Raw genomic sequence first — 17,798 nt, forward strand, 5'->3', positions numbered from 1 at the left:
CTCGCCCCTTTGGGGAGAGGGGACGATTACACCCTCGCCCCTTTGGGGAGAGGGGGCCGGGGTGAGGGGTGAATACCTACAGAGCAAACCTATGTCATCATCCCGTCCGGTGTTCCGTTCCCGCTGGCTGCCGTACCTGTTGGTCGCGCCTCAGCTGGTCATCACCGTTATCTTCTTTATCTGGCCTGCGGGCGAAGCGCTGTGGTACTCGGTACAAAGCGTCGATCCGTTCGGGCTCTCCAGCCAGTTTGTTGGCCTGGATAACTTTACCGCGCTGTTCCATGATAGCTACTACCTGGACGCCTTCTGGACGACGATGAAGTTCAGCGCGCTGGTCACCGTCAGCGGCCTTGTCGCATCGCTGTTTTTCGCCGCGCTGGTGGATTACGTGGTGCGCGGCAGCCGCCTGTATCAGACCCTGATGCTGCTGCCTTACGCCGTGGCACCCGCCGTCGCCGCCGTACTGTGGATCTTCCTGTTTAACCCCGGCCGTGGGTTGATTACCCATTTCCTGGCAGAGTTCGGCTACGACTGGAACCACGCTCAGAACAGCGGTCAGGCGATGTTCCTGGTGGTGTTCGCCTCGGTGTGGAAGCAGATCAGCTATAACTTCCTGTTCTTCTTTGCCGCGCTGCAGTCCATTCCGCGCTCGCTGGTGGAAGCCGCGGCAATTGACGGCGCAGGGCCGGTTCGTCGCTTCTTCAGGCTGTCGCTGCCGCTGATCGCCCCGGTGAGTTTCTTCCTGCTGGTGGTTAACCTCGTGTACGCCTTCTTCGACACCTTCCCGGTGATCGACGCGGCGACCGCAGGCGGTCCGGTGCAGGCGACGACCACGCTTATCTATAAGATCTACCGCGAAGGCTTCGCCGGGCTGGATCTCTCCGCTTCTGCCGCGCAGTCGGTGGTGCTGATGTTCCTCGTCATCATCCTCACGGTGGTGCAGTTCCGCTATGTTGAAAGTAAGGTGCGCTACCAATGATTGAGAACCGTCGCGGGCTGACGATTTTCAGCCATACCATGCTGATTTTAGGGATCATCGTCATCCTGTTTCCGCTGTACGTGGCCTTTGTCGCCGCCACGCTGGACACCAAAGCGGTGTTCGACACGCCGATGACGCTGATCCCAGGCACGCATCTTTTCGAGAATATGTGGACCATCTGGACCCAGGGCGTGGGCGCCAACAGCGCGCCGTTCTGGCTGATGATGCTCAACAGCTTCATCATGGCGTTCGGCATTACGGTCGGCAAAATTACGGTGTCGATGCTCTCGGCCTTCGCCATCGTCTGGTTCCGTTTTCCGCTGCGCAACCTGTTTTTCTGGATGATTTTTATCACCCTGATGCTGCCGGTAGAGGTGCGTATCTTCCCGACGGTGGAGGTGATCGCCAACCTGAAGATGCTCGACAGCTACGCGGGCTTGACCCTGCCGCTGATGGCCTCGGCGACCGCCACCTTCCTGTTCCGCCAGTTCTTTATGACCCTGCCGGACGAGCTGATTGAAGCGGCGCGCATCGACGGCGCGTCGCCGATGCGCTTCTTCCGCGACATCGTGCTGCCGCTGTCGAAAACCAACCTCGCGGCGCTGTTTGTGATCACCTTTATCTACGGCTGGAACCAGTACCTGTGGCCGCTGCTGATTATTCAGGACGTCAACCTCGGCACCGCCGTGGCGGGCATCAAAGGCATGATCGCCACCGGCGAAGGCACCACTCTCTGGAACCAGGTGATGGCGGCAATGCTGCTGACCCTTATCCCACCCGTAGTCATTGTTTTAGCCATGCAGCGCGCGTTTGTCCGCGGCCTGGTCGATAGCGAGAAATAAGATGGCAGGTTTAAAACTTCAGGCAGTAACCAAAAGCTGGGACGGCAAAACCCAGGTGATTCAGCCGCTGACGCTTGACGTGGCGGACGGGGAATTTATCGTGATGGTCGGCCCGTCCGGCTGCGGTAAATCAACGCTGCTGCGCATGGTGGCGGGGCTGGAGCGCGTGACCTCCGGGGATATCTGGATTGACCGTCAGCGCGTCACCGAGATGGAGCCGAAAGACCGCGGCATCGCGATGGTGTTCCAGAACTACGCCCTCTATCCGCACATGAGCGTGGAGGAGAACATGGCCTGGGGGCTGAAAATCCGCGGCATGGGCAAAGGCCATATCGACGAGCGCGTGAAGGAGGCCGCCCGCATTCTGGAACTCGACGGCCTGCTCAAGCGCCGCCCGCGCGAGCTCTCCGGCGGACAGCGCCAGCGCGTGGCGATGGGGCGCGCCATCGTGCGCGACCCGGAGGTATTCCTGTTCGACGAGCCGCTTTCTAACCTCGACGCCAAGCTGCGCGTGCAGATGCGTCTTGAGCTGCAGCAGCTGCACCGTCGTCTGAAAACCACCTCCCTGTACGTGACCCACGATCAGGTCGAAGCCATGACGCTCGCCCAGCGCGTGATGGTGATGAACAAAGGCATCGCCGAGCAGATTGGCACCCCGGTGGAGGTGTACGAGAAACCGGCCACCCGCTTTGTGGCGAGCTTTATCGGCAGCCCGGCGATGAACCTGCTGGAAGGGCGTATCAGCAGCGCGGGCTCGCACTTTGAGCTGGAAAGCGGGATGGCATTGCCGATCAACTGGTACTATCGTGGCTACGCCGGGCGTAAGATGACGCTCGGTATCCGCCCGGAACATATCGGTTTAACCTCTCAGGCGGAAGGCGGCGTGCCGCTGGTCATGGACACGCTGGAGATGTTGGGTGCAGATAACCTGGCGCACGGGCGCTGGGGCGAGCAAAAAATGGTGGTGCGTCTGGCGCATCAGGAGCGCCCTAAAGCCGGCAGCACGCTGTGGCTCCACCTGCCGGAAAATCATCTGCACCTGTTTGACGGTGAAACAGGACAACGAGTATGAGCAACTGGCCTTATCCCCACGTCGTCGCCCACCGGGGCGGCGGTAAGCTGGCGCCGGAAAACACGCTGGCGGCGATTGACGTTGGCGCGCGCTACGGTCACACGATGATCGAGTTCGACGCCAAGCTGTCGAAAGACGGCGAGATTTTCCTGCTGCATGACGATAACCTCGAGCGCACCAGCAACGGCTGGGGCGTCGCGGGCGAGCTGCCGTGGCGCGACCTGCTGAAGGTAGACGCCGGAAGCTGGTACAGCGGTGAATTCAAAGGCGAACCGCTGCCGCTGCTGGCGGAAGTGGCGGATCGCTGTCGCCAGCACGGCATGATGGCCAATATCGAAATTAAACCGACCACCGGTACCGGGCCGCTGACGGGTAAAGTGATTGCTCTGGCCGCGCGCGAGCTGTGGGAAGGGATGACCGCGCCGCTGCTGTCATCATTTGAAATTGACGCACTGGAAGCGGCACAGGCGGCCGTACCGGAGCTGCCTCGCGGGCTGCTGCTGGACGAGTGGCGCGAGGACTGGCGCGAGCTGACGACGCGCCTGGCGTGTGTCTCTATCCATCTTAATCACAGGCTGCTGGATGAGACGCGGGTGAAGATGCTGAAAGACGCGGGTCTACATATTCTGGTCTACACGGTTAACAAACCCCAGCGTGCAGCCGAACTGCTGCGCTGGGGCGTGGACAGCATCTGTACCGATGCAATCGACCTGATCGGCCCGGACTTTAGTTCTGCGGATTAAGCATACTGCCATTCGACTGCGGCGGCAGCATATGCTGCTGTCCGCTGCCTGACGACGTCATTCCCCCTAACATCCCGCCGTTTTTATTCGGCAGCGGCTGCTCGCGCACCTGCCCCTGCTGCACGCGCTGGGTGTTGGCGTTCATCTGATTTTGCAGGCTTTGCTGCTGCATCTGGGTCTGCGTTTTAAGCTGCTGGTTAAGCATCCCTTTCTGCTGCTGTTGCTGGCTCATCATCTCGGTCTGCATACGCTGCTGGCTCGGGATGACATAGCCCTGCTGGTTCGGGTTGTTCATGGTGTTGAGTGGCTGTGCGAGCGCGGCAAACGGGATCAGCGCCGTAAGAATCATCAAGCGTTTCATTGTCATTTCCTCCTCTTGAGGTCTCTCTTAAGTTTACCCTGATTTCACCATGACGATGATTTTTTAGGAGTTGTGAACCAGGCTTAAGCGGGGAATATGGATCCCTTCACCTGGAGAACAACAATCATGAAACCAACGTTTTTGCGCTGGGTCGCCATCGCCGCGCTGATGGCAGGCGGTACATTTAGCGTGGCGGCCAACCCGCCCGCGGCGCCTCCGGTCTCTTACGGCGTGGAGGAAGATGTTTTTCATCCCGTGCGGGCAACCCATGGCATGGTAGCGTCCGTGGATGCGCTGGCAACAAAAGTGGGCGTCGATATTCTCAGGCAGGGCGGTAACGCGGTGGATGCCGCGGTCGCCGTCGGCTATGCGCTGGCGGTAACGCATCCGCAGGCGGGGAACCTGGGTGGCGGCGGCTTTATGATGCTGCGCACCAAAGACGGCAAAACGACGGCCATCGACTTCCGCGAGATGGCGCCTGCTCAGGCGTCTCGCGATATGTTCCTCGACGATCAGGGCAACCCTGACAGCAAAAAATCCCTGACCTCGCATCTCGCGACCGGCACGCCGGGCACCGTCGCGGGCTTCTCGCTGGCGCTGGAAAAATACGGCACCCTGCCGCTGAACAAGGTAGTGCAGCCTGCCATCAAGCTGGCGCGGGACGGCTTTGTGGTAAACGATGCGCTGGCGGACGATCTCAAAACCTACGGCAGCGAAGTCATTCCGAATCATGAAAACAGCAAAGCGATCTTCTGGAAAGACGGCGAGCCGCTGAAGAAGGGCGATAAGCTGGTGCAGAAGAACCTCGCTAAAAGCCTGGAGCTGATTGCAGAGCACGGTCCGGACGCCTTCTACAAAGGGGCGATTGCCGACCAGATTGCACAAGAGATGCAGAAGAACGGCGGGCTCATCACCAAAGCGGATCTGGCGGACTACAAGGCGGTGGAGCGCGAGCCGATTAGCGGCACCTACCGCGGTTACGAGGTCTTCTCCATGCCGCCGCCGTCTTCCGGTGGGATCCACATCGTGCAGATCCTCAATATTCTCGAAAACTTCGATATGCACAAGTTCGGCTTCGGCAGTGCGGATGCCATGCAGGTGATGGCGGAAGCGGAAAAACGCGCCTACGCCGACCGCTCGGAATATCTCGGCGATCCGGACTTCGTGAAGGTGCCGTGGCAGGCGCTGACCAACAAAGCCTATGCCAAATCCATTGCCGATCAGATCGACATCAACAAGGCTAAGCCGTCGAGCGAGATCCGCCCCGGCAAGCTGGCGCCGTATGAAAGCAACCAGACCACTCACTTCTCGGTGGTGGATAAAGACGGTAACGCGGTGGCGGTGACCTATACGCTCAACACCACCTTCGGCACCGGGATTGTGGCGGGCAACAGCGGCATTCTGCTGAACAACGAGATGGATGACTTCTCTGCCAAACCGGGCGTGCCGAACGTCTACGGGCTGGTTGGCGGCGATGCGAATGCGGTAGGGCCGAAGAAACGTCCGCTGTCGTCCATGTCGCCCACCATCGTGGTGAAAGACGGGAAAACCTGGCTGGTAACCGGCAGCCCTGGCGGCAGCCGGATTATCACCACCGTGCTACAAATGGTGGTGAACAGCATCGACTTTGGGATGAACGTCGCCGAAGCGACCAACGCCCCGCGTTTCCACCATCAGTGGCTGCCGGACGAGCTGCGCGTCGAGAAGGGCTTTAGCCCGGACACCATCAAGCTGCTGGAGCAGCGCGGGCAGAAGGTGGCGGTGAAAGAGGCGATGGGCAGTACGCAGAGCATTATGGTGGGACCGGACGGGGCGCTGTTTGGCGCATCGGACCCGCGTTCGGTGGATGATTTGACGGCGGGGTATTAATTTTTCCCCTCACCCTAACCCTCTCCCCATAGGGGAGAGGGGATTGCACGGTGCGGTCTTTTCTCCCTCGCCCCTATGGGGAGAGGAGAAAGTGTCACTTCATTCTCGCCATATAATACGCATCCACATACTCGCCGTTGCGCAGGGCAAATTTCTTGCCGGTGCCTTCGATTTCGAAACCAAACTTCCGGTACAGCGCCTGAGCGGCAGGATTATCGGCAAACACCGTTAATTCAATCCGTTCAATACGCATCCAGTTATCGCAAAGGTTTATCATCTCGCGCATTAACGCACTGCCCACGCCGCGCCCCTGTGCATGCGCCGCAACGCTGATACCGAATGTGGCCACATGGCTGCGTCGCGGGCTGGCTTCCACCTGAAGCATCAGATCGCCAACAAGTTGTTCATCAATGCAGGCGACAAGGCGTTTTTGGCCGGGTTTTGCGATAAGACGTTCTTGCCAGTGTTCAAGGGAAGGATGAGGTAGCTGTAGCGTATCGTGATACACCCCCGGATGCATATAGTTCTGGCGTAAGGCTTCAGCATCTTTCGGTTCCGCGTGGCGTATCACTATCTCACTCATTCCTTGTTCCTCAGTCAGTTAAACGTCCCTTCCAACATCAATGACTTTAAAATTTGAGTCAACCGCTAATTTTTGCAAAAAGTATTGGACAAGTGCGAATGAGAATGATTATTATTGCTTTGCGTTCAGGGAGACCTCTACGGGAACCTGAAAGCACGACATTGCTCACATTGCTTCCAGTATTACTTTAGCCAGCTTTTAGCTGGCTTTTTTTTTGTTATGGTTAGACTCAGTAACCTTCCAAAAGGACTGAGCTATGACACTACATTGCGCATTTATTGGATTTGGTAAAAGTACGACCCGCTATCACCTGCCGTATGTTCTCACCCGTAAAGACAGCTGGCATGTGGCCCATATCTACCGCCGCCGCGCGAAGCCGGAAGAGCAATCCCCGCAGTATTCCCATATTCATTTCACCAGCGATCTCGATGAGGTACTGGGCGACCCGCAGGTTAAACTTGTTATCGTCTGCACCCATGCGGACAGCCATTTTGAGTATGCGAAACGCGCGCTCGAAGCGGGTAAAAACGTGCTGGTGGAAAAGCCGTTCACCCCGACTATCGCCGAAGCGAAAGAGCTGTTCGCGCTGGCGAAAAGCAAAGGTCTGACCGTTACGCCGTATCAGAACCGTCGCTTTGACAGCTGCTTCCTGACGGCGAAAAAAGCGATTGAAAGCGGCAAGCTGGGCGACATCGTGGAAATAGAAAGCCACTTCGATTACTACCGTCCGGTAGCGGAAACGCAACCCGGCCTGCCGCAGGACGGCTCGTTCTATGGTCTGGGCGTGCACACCATGGACCAGATCATCTCCCTGTTTGGCCGACCGGACCACGTGGCGTATGACATCCGCAGCCTGCGTAATAAAGCCAACCCGGACGATACTTTTGAAGCGCAGCTGTTCTACGGCGACCTGAAAGCCATTGTCAAAACCAGCCATCTGGTGAAGATCGACTACCCGAAATTTATTGTTCACGGCACCCGAGGCTCGTTCATTAAGTACGGTATTGACCAGCAGGAGACCAGCCTGAAGGCTAACATCATGCCGGGCGAACCGGGTTTTGCGGCGGATGATTCCGTGGGCGTCCTGGAGTACGTGAACGATGAGGGCGTAACGGTCAGGGAGGAGCTGAAACCGGAAACTGGCGACTATGGCCGCGTCTACGATGCGCTCTATGAAACCCTTACATCCGGCGCGCCGAATTACGTCAAGGAATCTGACGTTCTGACCAACCTCGAAATCCTTGAACGGGCCTTCGAACAGGCTTCTCCTGCCACGGTAACCCTCGCAAAATAAGCAAAAACGGCTCCTCTGAGCTTGTTCATAATTTTTGAACAGAGGAGTCAATTTTCACCCTCTATGATCCCAGGCGGTTTGCGTCCACACTTACTCCATCGAAACGAACTGAGGGTGAAAACAATGATCTACTTACGCAAAGCAAACGAACGTGGTCACGCGAATCATGGCTGGCTGGACTCATGGCATTCATTCTCGTTTGCCGACTACTACGACCCGAACTTCATGGGCTTCTCCGCACTGCGCGTGATTAACGACGACGTGATTGATGCAGGCCAGGGCTTCGGTACCCACCCGCACAAAGACATGGAAATCCTGACCTATGTGCTGGAAGGGGCGGTTGAGCACCAGGACAGCATGGGCAACAAAGAGCAGGTTCCGGCGGGCGAGTTCCAGATTATGAGCGCGGGTACCGGGGTGCGTCACTCCGAGTACAACCCGAGCAAAACGGAAAAACTGCACCTGTATCAAATCTGGATCATTCCAGAAGAGACCGGCATCACGCCGCGCTACGAGCAGCGCCGCTTCGACGCGAAACAGGGCAAACAGCTGGTGCTGTCCCCGGATGCGCGTGAAGGTTCCCTGAAAGTGCATCAGGATATGGAGCTGTACCGCTGGGCGCTGGCGAAAGACGAACAGTCTGTCCATCAGATTGCCGCTAACCGCCGCGTCTGGATCCAGGTGGTGAAAGGTGAAGTGTCCATCAACGGCACTAAAGCAACCACCGCCGATGGTCTGGCCATCTGGGATGAGCAGGCGCTCTCCGTGCATGCCGACAGCGAAAGCGAAATTCTGCTGTTTGACCTGCCGCCGGTGTAATAAAACATAAATAAATACCCATCCTTCCCTTTGACAGGGGAAGGATGGGCTTTGTCCGTGATAAACTGAGCAAATCTCTCACTTCAAGATTTCTCAGGACGATGAAAAAGAAACGCCCCGTACTTCAGGATGTCGCCGATCGCGTCGGTGTGACCAAAATGACGGTCAGCCGTTTTTTACGTAACCCGGAACAGGTTTCCGTGGCGTTACGTGGCAAGATTGCCGCTGCCCTTGATGAACTGGGTTATATCCCCAACCGCGCACCCGATATTCTCTCCAATGCGACCAGCCGTGCGGTGGGCGTCCTGCTTCCATCCCTGACCAACCAGGTTTTCGCCGAAGTACTGCGGGGAATTGAAAGCGTCACCGATGCTTTTGGCTACCAGACCATGCTCGCTCACTATGGGTACAAGCCGGAACTGGAAGAGGAACGTCTTGAGTCGATGCTTTCCTGGAACATTGACGGCCTGATTTTAACCGAACGTACCCACACTGCCCGCACGCTCAAAATGATCGAAGTGGCGGGTATCCCTGTGGTGGAGCTGATGGACAGCCAGTCGCCGTGTCTCGATATTGCCGTTGGGTTCGATAACTTCGAAGCGGCGCGCCAGATGACGGCGGCCATCATCGCCCGTGGGCATCGTCATATCGCCTATCTGGGTGCGCGTCTTGATGAACGTACTATCATCAAACAGAAGGGATACGAGCAGGCGATGCTCGACGCAAACTTAACCCCGTACAGCGTGATGGTGGAGCAGTCCTCTTCCTATACGTCGGGTATTGAGCTGATGCGTCAGGCGCGACGCGAGTATCCGCAACTGGACGGTATTTTCTGTACCAACGATGACCTGGCGGTTGGCGCGGCGTTTGAGTGTCAGCGTCTGGGGCTAAAGATCCCTGATGATATGGCGATCGCCGGTTTCCACGGCCACGACATTGGCCAGGTGATGGAGCCGCGTCTGGCGAGCGTCCTGACCCCGCGTGAACGTATGGGCCGTATTGGCGCAGAACGCCTGCTGGCGCGCATTCGTGGTGAGGCAGTTACCCCGAAAATGTTAGATTTAGGTTTCACCTTGTCACCGGGTGGATCTATTTGAACTGACAAATTTGAAGTAGCTCACACTTATTCACTTCGCGCACGTTTGGATATTGCTTCTCTTTTGCCCCGGCAGGACAATGTTACCGATAACTGTTACCCGTAACAATTGACTGAGGGACACCCTTTGAGCACGACTAATCACGATCACCACGTCTACGTCCTGATGGGCGTTTCCGGTAGCGGGAAATCAGCCGTAGCCAGCGAAGTGGCGCATCAACTCCAGGCTGCGTTCCTTGATGGCGACTTCCTCCATCCGCGCAGCAACATCATGAAAATGGCCTCCGGCGAGCCGCTGAACGACGACGACCGCAAACCGTGGTTGCAGGCGCTGAATGACGCCGCGTTCGCTATGCAGCGTACCAACAAAGTCTCCCTGATCGTCTGCTCTGCGCTGAAAAAAACCTACCGCGACCTGCTGCGCGACGGTAACCCGAACCTCTCTTTCATCTACCTGAAAGGGGATTTCGAGGTGATTGAAAGCCGTCTGAAGGCGCGTAAAGGTCACTTCTTCAAAACCCAGATGCTGGTGACGCAGTTCGAAGCGCTGCAGGAGCCGGGTGAAGACGAGAAAGACGTCTTAGTGGTTGATATCGATCAGCCACTGGAGGGTGTTGTTGCCAGCACCATCGAGGTCATTAATAAAAGGCAGTAAGTTTTGAGTACATTGACGCTAGTTTTGACAGCAGTGGGTTCCGTGTTGCTGCTGCTGTTTTTAGTGATGAAGGCGCGTATGCACGCTTTTGTTGCTTTGATGGTGGTTTCTATAGGTGCAGGTCTCTTTTCCGGTATGCCGCTCGACAAGATCGCCGCGACGATGGAAAAAGGGATGGGCGGTACGCTGGGCTTCCTGGCGATTGTGGTGGCCCTTGGCGCGATGTTTGGCAAGATTTTGCACGAGACGGGCGCGGTCGACCAGATTGCCGTCAAAATGCTGAAATCCTTCGGCCACAGCCGCGCGCACTACGCGATTGGCCTGGCGGGCCTGATTTGCGCGCTGCCGCTGTTCTTTGAAGTGGCCGTTGTGCTGCTGATAAGCGTCGCGTTCTCCATGGCGCGCCATACCGGCACAAACCTTGTGAAGCTGGTTATTCCACTGTTTGCGGGCGTGGCGGCGGCCGCGGCGTTTCTGCTGCCTGGGCCTGCGCCGATGCTGCTGGCGTCCCAGATGCACGCTGACTTTGGCTGGATGATCCTGATTGGCCTGTGCGCGGCAATCCCGGGGATGATTATTGCCGGTCCGCTGTGGGGCAACTTCATCAGCCGTTACGTTGAGCTGCATATCCCGGATGACATCACCGAGCCGCACCTGGGCGAGGGCAAAATGCCGTCCTTCGGCTTCAGCCTGTCGCTGATCCTGCTCCCGCTGGTGCTGGTGGGTCTGAAAACCATCGCCGCGCGCTTTGTGCCGGTGGGCTCCAGCGCCTATGAATGGTTTGAGTTCATCGGTCACCCGTTCACGGCGATCCTGGTGGCCTGTCTGGTGGCGATTTACGGCCTGGCGATGCGTCAGGGGATGCCAAAAGACCGGGTGATGGAGATCTGCGGTGCCGCGCTGCAGCCTGCGGGGATTATCCTGCTGGTGATCGGTGCCGGCGGCGTGTTCAAGCAGGTACTGGTGGATTCCGGCGTGGGCCCGGCTCTGGGCGAAGCGCTGACCGGGATGGGCCTGCCGATTGCGGTAACCTGCTTCGTGCTGGCGGCGGCGGTGCGTATCATCCAGGGTTCCGCAACCGTGGCGTGTTTAACCGCCGTGGGTTTGGTGATGCCAGTGATTGAACAGCTGAACTATTCCGGTGCGCAGATGGCCGCGCTGTCTATCTGTATTGCGGGCGGTTCGATTGTGGTCTCTCACGTTAACGACGCGGGCTTCTGGCTGTTCGGTAAATTTACCGGTGCCACCGAAGCGCAAACCCTGAAAACCTGGACGCTGATGGAGACCATCCTCGGTACGACGGGTGCGATTGTCGGGATGATTGCCTTTACGCTGCTCAGCTGAGGGCAGTGATTTAACAAGTCTAAAAATAAGGCCCGGTAGCGTCAGCGCTTACCGGGCCTTTTTATTATCCAGGGCGTCAGGCCGGGCCATAACCCGGCATTGCGTTACTCGCCCTGCGTGGCGCTCTCAATCGTCAAACGCACGTCCGAGGTAATCAGCTCTGCCAGCATCTGGTATACCTTCAGCGTCTCTTCCGGCTCGGCATCACCCGTATCGCTGATGAAGCCTTCATCGCGCAGCGTCAGGACCAGGGAACTGAAGACCGCTTTGTCGAAGAATTCAGGAGCGTTAATGCCGTGCAGAACGGACAGGCGCTGGGCCAGCGTCCGGCTCTCTTTCTCCAGCGTACCGCGGTTGATAGACGGGTTCGCACTCAGCAGCCAGAACGTAATGGCGTAGCGCTGCAGCGTTTCGCGCGCACCGGCCGCCAGCAGCTGCAGGGTGCGGGAGCGTGACGGGTTGATGTGCAGCTCGTCGTTCGTGACGGTGATCAGCCCCTGACGACGCAGCTCTTCCGTCAGTTTATCCAGCTCGCCCGCCAGCTCATCCTTGCTCCAGCGCAGGAACAGCTCCGCTTTCAGCATCGGATAGAGCGTCTCAACGTGACGCAAGAGTTCCTGACGCGAAATACGGCGATGCTGGGTGATGATAGCCGCCATGAGCGACGGCAGCATCAGCATATGGGTGATGTTGTTGCGGTAGTAGGTCATCAGCACTGCCTGCTCGCGCGGCAGAATGATGATGTCGCCGATCGTGTCCTTTTCGACTTCAAACTTGTTCATCTGCAGCGCGTGATCGATAAGCTCACTAGCGGTCGCAGAAGGCACGGTTGAATCAACGGAATACGGCACGTTGCGCATCATGTCCAGGTAGCAATCCAGCTGCTCCGTGAGCTGTTCACGGGTCAGCGAGCGCTGACGCGAAGCCAGAAGTGCCGTACAGCACAGGTTCATGGCGTTAGCCGCACCGGCGTTGTTAATGCGCACCATCAGCTCGGACGCGATGCCGTTGACCGTTGGCGTCAGCCAGGCCGGACGAATCGCTTCGATAGGATCGATGGATTCGCGCCACTCGGGAACGTGATGGTTCAGGTACGTCATCAACGGCATTGGTTCGCCAAAGTTCACGTAGCCCTGACCGAGATTGCGTAGCTTGCTCAGGCCGCGCAGCATCTGCGGCAGGCTCTCTTTCTCTTTGGTCGCACCGCGCAGCTCTTTGGCGTACGTGCCCACTTCCATCACGTGCTCGTAGCCAATGTAGATTGGCACCAGCGTGATGGGACGGGTTCCTCCGCGCAGCATCGCCTGAATGGTCATCGACAGCGTGCCGGTCTTAGGATCGAGAAGACGTCCGGTACGGGAACGACCGCCCTCCACGAAGTACTCCACGGAATAGCCGCGGCTGAACAGCTCGCCCAGATACTCGCGGAACACGGTGGAGTAGAGCTTGTTGCCCTTGAAGGTACGACGGATAAAGAATGCGCCCAGGCGACGGAAAATCGGACCTGCTGGCCAGAAATTCAGGTTGATACCGGCTGCAATGTGCGGTGGTACCAGCCCCTGATGATAGAGCACGTAGGAAAGAAGCAGGTAGTCCATATGGCTGCGGTGGCAGGGAACATAGACAATCTCATGGCCATCATGCGCCAGCTGACGTACACGCTCGGCGTTATGAACGTTGATGCCCTGGTAGAGACGGTTCCAGGTAAAGCCGAGAATACGATCGGACAGGCGAATCATCTCGTAAGAGAAGTTCGCTGCAATCTCTTCCATCAGCGCAATGGCGTTCTGCTGGGCTTTCTCATGCGATATTTTCTTGCTGCGCGCTTCGTCTTCAACGGCGCGGGCAATCGCTTTGGAGGCCAACAGCTTGTTGAACAGATCCTGACGCGCCGGGAGACGCGGCCCAACGGCAGCAAGGCGCTGACGGGCGAAGTGCATACGCGCCACGCGCGCCAGTTTTTGCGCGATGATCTTGTCGGTGCCGTGCTCGTCCGCCATTCGACGCAGCGAAACGGAAGGGGAGAAACGCACAAAGCTGTCGCGTCCCAGCCAGGAGACCGCGAAGAACTTCTGGATGCCGTTAAGCATGCGCAGCGGCGGGTTCTCTTCACCTTTTTCACGGCCCGGACGACGACCAAACATCACCGATACCGGCACCATCTGCACATCCAGATCGGGGTTGCTGCGGTGCAGGTCGAGATAGTCATGGAACAGCTTGATGGACTCTTCTTTTGGCGTGTAGTAGGTAAACACGCGCGGTCCACCGTGAATGAACACGTAGCGCGGCAGCAGCGTACCGTCAACTTCAAGCGGTTCAAGCGGGTCAGGTAAGTCATGCGCCAGACACTGGGCGCGAAGCGTCAGTAAGTCTGCCTTCGAGTTATAAGGCAAAACGTACATAATAGGACGTGACGTATCGAGCCCCAATTCCAGCGCGGGTTCTGCTGGGATAGACTTGCTTTTTACCAGGATGCTTAATGGTAAATTAAGTAATTTGTAGTAAATTCGTGGCCAGCCGGACATAAACGATGTAAAGCCTCTGGTTAATAATGCTATTGCGGCGCAAGGATAACAGAAAGCGCGCAAAATTTCTGTTGTTACCCGTCATACTTCAGGCTGTAGCGAAACGCGCTACAGTTCCTGTTACTGACGCTTTTTTTCATAAAAGGTTCTTTTAATGGCCAATAATACCACTGGGTTAACGCGTATCATCAAAGCCGCCGGCTATTCATGGAAAGGTTTCCGTGCCGCGTGGATCAACGAAGCCGCCTTTCGCCAGGAGGGCGTCGCCGCTATCATCGCGGTGATCGTCGCCTGTTTCCTTGATGTTGATGCTATTACCCGCGTACTTCTTATCGGTTCCGTGCTTCTGGTGATGATAGTGGAAATTCTTAATAGCGCTATTGAGGCCGTGGTTGATCGCATTGGTTCAGATTTCCATGAACTTTCTGGCCGCGCAAAAGACATGGGCTCTGCTGCCGTGTTGCTGGCGATTATCACTGCCGCTATCACCTGGGTCACGCTGCTTTGGTCACATTTCCGATGAGCCTCGAGGAATAATTAAGTCCCTGGTTTTTTGTGCAGTTTTTGGTTCCAAAATCGCCTTTGACTGTATATACTCACAGCATAACTGTATATACACCCAGGGGGCGGAATGAAAGCGTTAACGACCAGGCAGCAAGAGGTGTTTGATCTCATCCGGGATCATATCGGCCAGACGGGTATGCCACCCACGCGTGCGGAAATCGCGCAGCGTCTGGGCTTCCGTTCTCCGAATGCTGCCGAAGAACACCTGAAAGCGCTGGCGCGTAAGGGCGTGATTGAGATTGTCTCGGGCGCGTCACGTGGTATCCGCCTGCTGGTGGAAGAAGAGACGGGCATTCCGCTGGTGGGGCGTGTTGCTGCCGGTGAGCCTTTACTGGCACAGCAGCATATTGAAGGCCATTACCAGGTCGATCCAGCCATGTTCAAACCGAGCGCTGATTTCCTGCTGCGCGTCAGCGGTATGTCGATGAAAGACATCGGTATTCTTGACGGCGATCTGCTTGCGGTGCACAAAACGCAGGATGTGCGTAACGGCCAGGTGGTGGTCGCGCGCATTGACGACGAAGTGACCGTCAAGCGTCTGAAAAAACAGGGGAACACCGTTCAGCTACTGCCTGAAAACAACGAGTTCTCCCCGATTGTGGTCGATCTGCGCGAACACAACTTCTCTATCGAAGGACTGGCGGTTGGGGTCATTCGCAACGGCGAATGGCTGTAACCTCTTCCTGACAGGCTATGGCGCCGCTGTAGCCTGCTTCATTCTCCACACCCGGTATTTTTCATGTCACTGCTGAAGGCATCCGATAAGGCATTGTGGCGTCTTGCTCTGCCGATGATTTTCTCCAATATTACCGTACCCCTGCTGGGTCTGGTCGATACTGCCGTTATTGGCCATCTTGATTCGCCTGTTTATCTTGGCGGCGTGGCGATTGGTGCGACGGCAACCAGCTTCCTGTTTATGCTGCTGCTCTTTTTGCGCATGAGCACCACCGGCCTTACCGCACAGGCGTATGGCGCGAAAGATCCGCTGCGTCTGGCGCGCGCGCTGGTCCAGCCGCTGATCCTCGCGCTTGGCGCGGGTGCGTTAATCGTTTTATTGCGTGCGCCCCTGATCGACCTTGCGCTCCATGTTGTTGGCGGCAGCGAGGCGGTATTAGAGCAGGCGCGACGTTTCCTTGAAATCCGCTGGCTCAGCGCGCCCGCGTCACTGGCTAACCTGGTTCTGCTGGGGTGGCTATTGGGCGTGCAGTACGCCCGTGCACCCGTGATTTTGCTGGTGGTGGGTAACCTGCTCAATATCGTTTTGGATGTCTGGCTGGTCATGGGTCTGCATATGAACGTGCAGGGCGCGGCGCTGGCGACGGCGATTGCCGAGTACGGAACCTTTATTATTGGCCTGTGGATGGTCTGGCGCGTGCTGGCGATGCGCGGCATCTCCCTGGCGCTGCTCAAAAACGCATGGCGCGGCAATATCCGTAAGCTGCTGGCGCTTAACCGAGACATCATGCTGCGCTCGCTGCTGCTTCAGCTCTGCTTCGGAGCGCTGACGGTCTTCGGGGCTCGACTGGGGCCAGAAATCGTTGCGGTCAACGCGGTATTGATGACGCTACTGACCTTTACCGCCTACGCGCTGGACGGTTTTGCCTATGCGGTAGAAGCGCATTCCGGGCAGGCGTACGGTGCGCGCGAAAGCGGGCAGCTTCGGGACGTCTGGCGGGCAGCCTGCCGTCAGTCGGGACTGGTGGCGCTGGCGTTTGGCCTGGTTTACGCCTGCTTTGGTGAGCAGATCGTTGCATTGCTTACGTCTCTTCCTGCGCTGCGCGAGCTGGCGAGCCACTATCTCATCTGGCAAGTCGTCTTACCGGTGGTTGGCGTCTGGTGTTATCTGCTGGACGGCATGTTTATTGGTGCGACGCGCGGAGCGGAAATGCGCAACAGCATGGCTGTCGCGGCTGCAGGGTTTGGTCTGACGCTGCTGACGCTTCCCTGGCTGGGAAATCACGGTTTGTGGCTGGCCCTGGCCGTTTTCCTCTCGCTGCGAGGGTTGTCGCTGGCTTTTATCTGGCACCGCCACTGGCAAAACAATACCTGGTTCTCTTCACGTCACGATATATCGTGACGGTTAAAGATTCCGAATATGAAACCAACTGCCGAATCCTTAACTACAATAATTATCACGTCCAGCAGAAAAGAACGTAACGGACGTTACGACCCGACGCTTAACTAAGAGGACACGATGATGAATAAAGACGAAATCGGCGGCAACTGGAAGCAGTTCAAAGGTAAAGCGAAAGAAAAGTGGGGTAAGCTGACGGATGACGATATGACCGTCATTGAAGGTAAACGCGATCAGCTTGTCGGTAAAATTCAGGAACGTTACGGCTACGCGAAAGATCAGGCGGAAAACGAAGTCAAAGACTGGGAAACCCGTAACGACTACCGCTGGTAACGCTGAATAACCCACAGGGCGGCTCTTAGCCGCCTTTTCTTTTGCCGTTAACGCGGCTTTTTCTTCACAAGAATTGAGTGGTCGTGTTGGCACGCGTCCTGATGACGACAGGCTTCCACTTCCACGCAGGCAGAGCACAGCCCGTGCGCTTCAATCACGTTATGACGCAGTGCAAAACCCATTTTCGCCGCCAGCGTATGCATAATATCTTCCACGCCTTCCGCAGCCTCTTCTTTCACCACGCCGCAGCGGTCACAGATAAACATCGCCGATGTGTGGGTGGGCTGATCAAACAGATGGCACAGCACATAGCTGTTGGTGGATTCAACCTTATGCACGAACCCTTGTTCAAGCAGGAAATCCAGGGCGCGATACACCGTTGGCGGCTTTGCCTGCGGCTCGCTTTCGCGGAGCAGGTCCAGCAGATCGTAAGCGCTGATGGCACCCTGCTGCAGGCTCATCAGACGTAATACTTCAAGGCGCTGCGGAGTCAGGCGCACATTGCGTTGCGCGCACAGCTTTTCGGCCTGCGCTAACAGCTCTTTTGTGGACTTATCCATGTAGCACCCCGGATGTTATAGGACGGAAAACCCCCACTTTATCATGTTCTGGTAAAAACACCGAGATCCGCCAGTCTGTGCTATA

At 57.1% G+C, this 17,798-nt stretch carries 18 protein-coding genes; 14 read left to right on the top strand and 4 right to left on the bottom strand.

Annotation, left to right across the window (positions count from 1 at the left end):
* The first annotated feature begins 91 nt into the window (after window positions 1-91).
* From ugpA to ugpQ, 4 genes are read left to right on the top strand one after another with little or no spacing between them, the layout of a single operon-like run.
* On the top strand, window positions 92-979 hold the full coding sequence (gene ugpA / locus ACDO57_RS21210) for a sn-glycerol-3-phosphate ABC transporter permease UgpA (RefSeq protein ID WP_267215735.1): 888 nt from the start codon (window positions 92-94) through the stop codon (window positions 977-979).
* Window positions 976-1,821 (top strand): sn-glycerol-3-phosphate ABC transporter permease UgpE, encoded by an 846-nt coding sequence (ugpE, locus tag ACDO57_RS21215; protein WP_061716146.1) that lies wholly within the window; start codon window positions 976-978, stop codon window positions 1,819-1,821. The genes ugpA and ugpE overlap by 4 nt, the downstream gene beginning before the upstream one ends.
* A gap of 1 nt (window position 1,822) precedes the next feature.
* Window positions 1,823-2,893, top strand: coding sequence for a sn-glycerol-3-phosphate import ATP-binding protein UgpC (locus tag ACDO57_RS21220; RefSeq protein WP_061716145.1), 1,071 nt, complete (start codon window positions 1,823-1,825; stop codon window positions 2,891-2,893).
* The gene (ugpQ, locus tag ACDO57_RS21225) at window positions 2,890-3,636 is read left to right on the top strand and encodes a glycerophosphodiester phosphodiesterase (RefSeq protein WP_061716144.1); all 747 of its coding nucleotides are present in this window, start codon (window positions 2,890-2,892) and stop codon (window positions 3,634-3,636) included. The genes ACDO57_RS21220 and ugpQ overlap by 4 nt, the downstream gene beginning before the upstream one ends.
* Here ugpQ and ACDO57_RS21230 read toward each other — a convergent pair.
* Entirely contained in the window at window positions 3,620-3,997 is a 378-nt protein-coding gene (locus tag ACDO57_RS21230) for a DUF2756 family protein (RefSeq protein WP_061716143.1), read from the bottom strand. The two genes, ugpQ and ACDO57_RS21230, sit on opposite strands and share 17 nt — an antisense overlap.
* A gap of 126 nt (window positions 3,998-4,123) precedes the next feature.
* Between ACDO57_RS21230 and ggt the strand changes: the two genes are divergently transcribed.
* Window positions 4,124-5,866, top strand: a complete 1,743-nt coding sequence (gene ggt / locus ACDO57_RS21235; protein WP_061716142.1) for a gamma-glutamyltransferase — start codon at window positions 4,124-4,126, stop codon at window positions 5,864-5,866.
* Window positions 5,867-5,960: 94 nt separating this feature from the next.
* Here the strand turns inward: ggt and yhhY are convergent, their stop codons facing one another.
* Complete coding sequence (gene yhhY / locus ACDO57_RS21240; protein ID WP_157188480.1) at window positions 5,961-6,449, bottom strand: N-acetyltransferase; 489 nt, start codon at window positions 6,447-6,449, stop codon at window positions 5,961-5,963.
* Window positions 6,450-6,705: 256 nt separating this feature from the next.
* Between yhhY and ACDO57_RS21245 the strand changes: the two genes are divergently transcribed.
* The 5 genes from ACDO57_RS21245 to gntU all read left to right on the top strand — a co-directional run bounded on the left by ACDO57_RS21245 (window position 6,706) and on the right by gntU (window position 11,657).
* Window positions 6,706-7,743 (top strand): oxidoreductase, encoded by a 1,038-nt coding sequence (locus tag ACDO57_RS21245; RefSeq protein WP_370884564.1) that lies wholly within the window; start codon window positions 6,706-6,708, stop codon window positions 7,741-7,743.
* 123 nt (window positions 7,744-7,866) lie between these two features.
* Window positions 7,867-8,562 carry a pirin family protein gene (locus ACDO57_RS21250; RefSeq protein WP_000639796.1) on the top strand — a complete coding sequence of 232 codons (696 nt, stop codon included), beginning with the start codon at window positions 7,867-7,869 and terminating at the stop codon, window positions 8,560-8,562.
* A gap of 101 nt (window positions 8,563-8,663) precedes the next feature.
* Window positions 8,664-9,659 carry a gluconate operon transcriptional repressor GntR gene (gntR, locus tag ACDO57_RS21255; RefSeq protein WP_024906706.1) on the top strand — a complete coding sequence of 332 codons (996 nt, stop codon included), beginning with the start codon at window positions 8,664-8,666 and terminating at the stop codon, window positions 9,657-9,659.
* 126 nt (window positions 9,660-9,785) lie between these two features.
* A complete protein-coding gene (gntK, locus tag ACDO57_RS21260; protein WP_024906707.1) occupies window positions 9,786-10,313 on the top strand; it encodes a gluconokinase in 528 nt (175 codons plus the stop codon).
* A 3-nt stretch (window positions 10,314-10,316) separates the two neighbouring features.
* Window positions 10,317-11,657, top strand: a complete 1,341-nt coding sequence (gene gntU / locus ACDO57_RS21265) for a gluconate transporter (protein WP_010436459.1) — start codon at window positions 10,317-10,319, stop codon at window positions 11,655-11,657.
* A 104-nt stretch (window positions 11,658-11,761) separates the two neighbouring features.
* Here gntU and plsB read toward each other — a convergent pair whose 3' ends face one another.
* The gene (gene plsB / locus ACDO57_RS21270) at window positions 11,762-14,182 is read right to left on the bottom strand and encodes a glycerol-3-phosphate 1-O-acyltransferase PlsB (RefSeq protein ID WP_024906708.1); all 2,421 of its coding nucleotides are present in this window, start codon (window positions 14,180-14,182) and stop codon (window positions 11,762-11,764) included.
* Window positions 14,183-14,336: 154 nt separating this feature from the next.
* On the opposite strand from plsB, the gene ACDO57_RS21275 reads away from it, so the two are divergent.
* From ACDO57_RS21275 to ACDO57_RS21290, 4 genes are all read left to right on the top strand, one after another.
* A complete protein-coding gene (locus ACDO57_RS21275) occupies window positions 14,337-14,705 on the top strand; it encodes a diacylglycerol kinase (RefSeq protein ID WP_370884565.1) in 369 nt (122 codons plus the stop codon).
* Window positions 14,706-14,813: 108 nt separating this feature from the next.
* Window positions 14,814-15,422 (top strand): transcriptional repressor LexA, encoded by a 609-nt coding sequence (gene lexA, locus ACDO57_RS21280; RefSeq protein ID WP_024906710.1) that lies wholly within the window; start codon window positions 14,814-14,816, stop codon window positions 15,420-15,422.
* Between the two features lie 63 nt (window positions 15,423-15,485).
* The gene (dinF, locus tag ACDO57_RS21285; protein ID WP_370884566.1) at window positions 15,486-16,823 is read left to right on the top strand and encodes an MATE family efflux transporter DinF; all 1,338 of its coding nucleotides are present in this window, start codon (window positions 15,486-15,488) and stop codon (window positions 16,821-16,823) included.
* Window positions 16,824-16,943: 120 nt separating this feature from the next.
* A complete protein-coding gene (locus ACDO57_RS21290) occupies window positions 16,944-17,153 on the top strand; it encodes a CsbD family protein (RefSeq protein ID WP_024906712.1) in 210 nt (69 codons plus the stop codon).
* 47 nt (window positions 17,154-17,200) lie between these two features.
* On the opposite strand, the gene zur is transcribed toward ACDO57_RS21290, so the two are convergent.
* Window positions 17,201-17,713, bottom strand: coding sequence for a zinc uptake transcriptional repressor Zur (gene zur, locus ACDO57_RS21295; RefSeq protein ID WP_008503369.1), 513 nt, complete (start codon window positions 17,711-17,713; stop codon window positions 17,201-17,203).
* Between the last annotated feature and the right edge of the window lie 85 nt (window positions 17,714-17,798).

Source organism: Enterobacter cloacae complex sp. 2015409 (genome assembly GCF_041365315.1).
GTDB classification, from domain to species: Bacteria; Pseudomonadota; Gammaproteobacteria; order Enterobacterales; family Enterobacteriaceae; genus Enterobacter; species Enterobacter pseudoroggenkampii.

Bases quoted from the DNA above. Each gene is read 5' to 3' on its own strand.
- ugpA (WP_267215735.1), top strand. From the start codon at position 92: ATGTCATCATCCCGTCCGGTGTTCCGTTCCCGCTGGCTGCCGTACCTG.
- ugpE (WP_061716146.1), top strand. From the start codon at position 976: ATGATTGAGAACCGTCGCGGGCTGACGATTTTCAGCCATACCATGCTG.
- ACDO57_RS21220 (WP_061716145.1), top strand. From the start codon at position 1,823: ATGGCAGGTTTAAAACTTCAGGCAGTAACCAAAAGCTGGGACGGCAAA.
- ugpQ (WP_061716144.1), top strand. From the start codon at position 2,890: ATGAGCAACTGGCCTTATCCCCACGTCGTCGCCCACCGGGGCGGCGGT.
- ACDO57_RS21230 (WP_061716143.1), bottom strand. From the start codon at position 3,997: ATGAAACGCTTGATGATTCTTACGGCGCTGATCCCGTTTGCCGCGCTC.
- ggt (WP_061716142.1), top strand. From the start codon at position 4,124: ATGAAACCAACGTTTTTGCGCTGGGTCGCCATCGCCGCGCTGATGGCA.
- yhhY (WP_157188480.1), bottom strand. From the start codon at position 6,449: ATGAGTGAGATAGTGATACGCCACGCGGAACCGAAAGATGCTGAAGCC.
- ACDO57_RS21245 (WP_370884564.1), top strand. From the start codon at position 6,706: ATGACACTACATTGCGCATTTATTGGATTTGGTAAAAGTACGACCCGC.
- ACDO57_RS21250 (WP_000639796.1), top strand. From the start codon at position 7,867: ATGATCTACTTACGCAAAGCAAACGAACGTGGTCACGCGAATCATGGC.
- gntR (WP_024906706.1), top strand. From the start codon at position 8,664: ATGAAAAAGAAACGCCCCGTACTTCAGGATGTCGCCGATCGCGTCGGT.
- plsB (WP_024906708.1), bottom strand. From the start codon at position 14,182: ATGTCCGGCTGGCCACGAATTTACTACAAATTACTTAATTTACCATTA.
- ACDO57_RS21275 (WP_370884565.1), top strand. From the start codon at position 14,337: ATGGCCAATAATACCACTGGGTTAACGCGTATCATCAAAGCCGCCGGC.
- lexA (WP_024906710.1), top strand. From the start codon at position 14,814: ATGAAAGCGTTAACGACCAGGCAGCAAGAGGTGTTTGATCTCATCCGG.
- dinF (WP_370884566.1), top strand. From the start codon at position 15,486: ATGTCACTGCTGAAGGCATCCGATAAGGCATTGTGGCGTCTTGCTCTG.
- ACDO57_RS21290 (WP_024906712.1), top strand. From the start codon at position 16,944: ATGAATAAAGACGAAATCGGCGGCAACTGGAAGCAGTTCAAAGGTAAA.
- zur (WP_008503369.1), bottom strand. From the start codon at position 17,713: ATGGATAAGTCCACAAAAGAGCTGTTAGCGCAGGCCGAAAAGCTGTGC.